This window comes from Bariatricus sp. HCP28S3_A7, assembly GCF_052066375.1.
Taxonomy (GTDB): Bacteria; Bacillota; Clostridia; order Lachnospirales; family Lachnospiraceae; genus Allocoprococcus.
Genome location: NZ_JBQHSG010000054.1, coordinates 1 through 3,784, shown reverse-complemented (window position 1 = coordinate 3,784; position 3,784 = coordinate 1). Strand labels below are relative to the sequence as shown.

General features: G+C 38.5%; 3 protein-coding genes and 1 pseudogene. 3 read left to right on the top strand and 1 reads right to left on the bottom strand.

Going from position 1 to position 3,784, the window contains the following annotated elements:
• The first annotated feature begins 216 nt into the window (after nt 1-216).
• From ACTNA4_RS15760 to ACTNA4_RS15750, 3 genes and pseudogenes are all read left to right on the top strand, one after another.
• Nucleotides 217-1,604, top strand: a pseudogene (locus ACTNA4_RS15760) (IS6 family transposase).
• Between the two features lie 466 nt (nt 1,605-2,070).
• Entirely contained in the window at nt 2,071-2,601 is a 531-nt protein-coding gene (locus tag ACTNA4_RS15755) for an RNA polymerase sigma factor (RefSeq protein WP_427820748.1), read from the top strand.
• 2 nt (nt 2,602-2,603) lie between these two features.
• On the top strand, nt 2,604-3,422 hold the full coding sequence (locus ACTNA4_RS15750; RefSeq protein WP_427820749.1) for a hypothetical protein: 819 nt from the start codon (nt 2,604-2,606) through the stop codon (nt 3,420-3,422).
• Here the strand turns inward: ACTNA4_RS15750 and ACTNA4_RS15745 are convergent.
• Complete coding sequence (locus tag ACTNA4_RS15745; protein WP_441027006.1) at nt 3,419-3,568, bottom strand: hypothetical protein; 150 nt, start codon at nt 3,566-3,568, stop codon at nt 3,419-3,421. The two genes, ACTNA4_RS15750 and ACTNA4_RS15745, sit on opposite strands and share 4 nt — an antisense overlap.
• Nucleotides 3,569-3,784: the final 216 nt, after the last annotated feature.

Here is a 3,784-nt window from a genome sequence, read left to right as displayed (position 1 = left end):
AATATATTATCCTAGAGATTTCTGTATCAATCAAAGCCTAACGGCTGTTCAGCTTCGCATTTCGGCCGTTTTGCTCCGCAAAACCGGCCGTTGGGACGCGCCATATGCATTTTGTTCCAAAATTCAATAAAAACCTTGATTTTATAAGAAGCATGCAAATAAAAAGAGCATTGACTTCCTTTTTTCTGGTATAATGTCCTCGAGCAAAATTGCTGGCTGATTACTATTATCTGCAAATATATTCCACCGAAACAGTGGACCTTTGATGATTCCCACTCCCCAAAGTACCCGAAACTCAAAACAGACCAACTTCCTAAAATGTAAATCCACCACAACGACTGGGACTGGGATCTCCTGATTTCCTACTATGAATTCAAGTATCACAAGAAACTCAAACCCGTCTCACGCCGCAAAGAATGTGATATCCCAGAGGAATGCAAGTGTCCCTGTTGTAATCAACCTTATCTCTACCGCAACAACGGCATAAAAGGCCAAATCAAATGCAAAGTCTGCGACACAAACTTTTCACCGGATGATAACCGTTTCTCCAAAGAGTATACGTTACGCTGCCCACACTTTGGAAATGCTCTGGTACATAAAAAGGACCGAAAAGACTTTATCGTCCACAAATGTGTGAATCCCAAATGCCCTTACTATCTCCACACTCTCAAAAAAAGTAGCTAAGGAACATCTTGAAAAAACTTATGGCAAGAACGAATACAACCTCCACTACCTCTACCGTGAATTCACCGGGGATTTCTTTAAGATGTATCTGGATTTTTTCCCGAAGAACGCTTCTTCCCTGAAGTTCAACAAGTTCTATTTCCACGTGATGTCACTGTGCCTGACTCTTCACGTTAACCTCGGGCTCTCCCTGCGGAAAATCTCCCAGGCTTTGAAGGATCTTTATAACATCCGGATCTCACACCAGCAGATCGCCAACTACTATAAAACTGCTGCTATCTGTGTAAAACCTTTCGTGGACAACTATGACTATCATGCCGACAGCACTTTCACTGCTGATGAAGCCTATATCAAGATTAGTGGTATCAAAAACTTATATCTGGTTCATTATAGATCTTGCAAAACGCTCCATCATCGGTTATCAGGTCTCTGACAAACGCGGCGTCAATCCCTGTATCATGGCAATGCGTATGGCTTTTAGACATTTCAAAGAGCTTCCAAAAAACTTCCGCTTTATCGCAGACGGTTACAGTGCCTATCCTCTGGCTGCCCAGCATTTCTTTCATGAATTTGGAGATGCCTTCAAGTTCAGCATTACCTAGGTGATTGGACTTACCAACGACGATGCGGTTTCCAAAGAGTCCCGTCCATTCAAGCAGATGATCGAGCAGCTGAACCGAACCTATAAAGCGTCCTACCGAAAAACAAACAGATTTGACAACATCGACGGTGCCAACTATGACCTTGCTCTGTGGGTTGAATACTATAACTTTCTGCATCCCCACAAACACAACAACTATAAAGTCCTGAACACAGTAGAAATGCTGGAAGTCGCTCACAACATGCCCAGAAAATGGCAGATGCTGTTCTTCCTTTGCCAACAGACAATCCTGAATCTCCAGAAACAGAAAAATGCGTAAATGGAGCGGAACCGTTGTCAGGAGGATCGTGGAATACTGGAGCATGAAGTGCGAGGATATGCCGTGAAAACCTCTTGACATAAGGTTCACGTATTATCCTGTTTAGCAGAAATGGGTAAGTACGCCCTTTTCTGCCTTCCGGCGAGGATAGGTCCGGGCAGATCCTGAATTGGATCAAGGGACCGGTTCCTTGCAAGTTCTTAGGGCAGCGCCCTAAGCCTTCGGCGGGTCTTCCGTCTTATATATTTGCAATTTTCAAGGTTCGTTTGAGCCTCTTATTTTCGGCTCAGTTTTTCATAGATTACTTGACACTACCTTTTTTATATAACCTTATATACGAATGCAACTCGTAAAAAGTTTTAAACATATCTATTTTTTTTTGAAACTTTCTAAAAAAAATAATCGTATATATTCATAAATACATGTAAAATACTTATTACCCAGTCAATACGAAAGGAGAGATAGGATGGATGACCGTACTATTATAAATCAAATTCAAAAAGGAGATCATAAATCACTCGAATTATTAATTGATAAATACAATCGTTATGTTACCGTTATCGTTTTCAATATCTTAAATGGAGTGATGGGAAATGAGGATATTCAGGAAGTTGTAAGTGATACATTTTTTCTTCTTTGGAAAAATATACATAAAGTAGACCTTGATACCTTTTCCGATTTAAAAAATTATCTGGCAACCATTGCAAAAAATGCTGCAAAATCTAAATTACGTGCATACAAACAGACACTTCCGTTAATGGATGAAATACTAAATACTGATGAAAATGAAATCGAAAAAATTCATACGAAAGACTGGGTGATCAGTTGCATACGGCAGTTAAAACGTTCAGAACAAATAGTTTTGATCAAATATTATTACCAATGCAAAACAATCAAAGAAATTTCAGATGAAGAACTTCTACCTGAATCTACTGTGAAAACAAGATTACGAACTGGAAAAATACATTTAAAAGAATTATTAGAGAAAGGAGAGTAAATATGAACTATTATGAAATATTCGATCTTGTAGAAGATGAATGTGTTGATATTTTGCCAAATGATAATCTTCCTGATGATTTTGATGATATTTTTACTGCGGAAAATACAAAAAAAATGGTATTCGATAAAATCAATACATTAAATAATTCTCAGACGCGAAGGAAAAAACTCACTCCAAAAAAATTAATTATCATTTCTATTGCAGCTGCATTATTGATATCCGGCACTGTTATCGCAAAACCTTATTGGAAATTATGGCAGGAGGGCGGTGCCGAAGAAATAACAAATGATAATCGGGAATTAATTGGAAAAGAAGTATGGACTGATGCATTTGTGACGACCTCAGAAGAATATGAAAATTACTTAAAACACCCTCCCATTTACAAATTACCTGAAAATGATATTGTTAAATCCATTGAAGGTGACGTATTAGGACCTAATTCCGTAAACATTTTTCCAACATCCGAAAAAGATAATCAATTTTTATCTCCGGAAGTAATAATGATGAATAATGCACTTGTTGTATTTACTACTACTGACAGCATAGGATGGAAATTAAAAAAAGGTGACATTATCAACTTTGAAGCCGAACTTTATCCAACTTATGGACATTCAACATCTATTTTTTGTATTTTACCTATTATTGACGGCGAACTTAAAGAAGATATGGAAATTTTCAACGCAAACAAGGTTTCCTATCATTACACAATCACAGAAGATTGCTATTATAATCTTGGAATACTTAGTGCCAGCCCCAGTACAATCAGTTTTCATGAAGGAACAATTTCAATAATCAGTGGCCAAGGTACAAGCGACTAGGGGACAAGTCCATAGTCACACTTCTCTTCAAGTACGCCGAGGCGTACTTGCTGCGAGGCTTTATCTTGGAAAAAGATTGGACTCCCGCCAAGAATAACTTGTCGCAACTCACCACCTATAGAGGTGGGAGTCTTATCTTCTTTCAAGATAAACGGTTCTCCTTCCAAGCCAAAGGGCGCTGCTCGTGGCAAGATGCTGGGGTCAAAAGCCCTGGCATCGAACGTCCCTTTTTTGCTTTTTGTTGCTATTTAATTTATAAGTTTCTACCGTAGTTTTCGGTATATTTGGTGTCGATTGTAACTATACCCTTCCCATATTCTTATGCCAATAGAGGATTTTCTGCATAGTTCGAAGACCCTTTC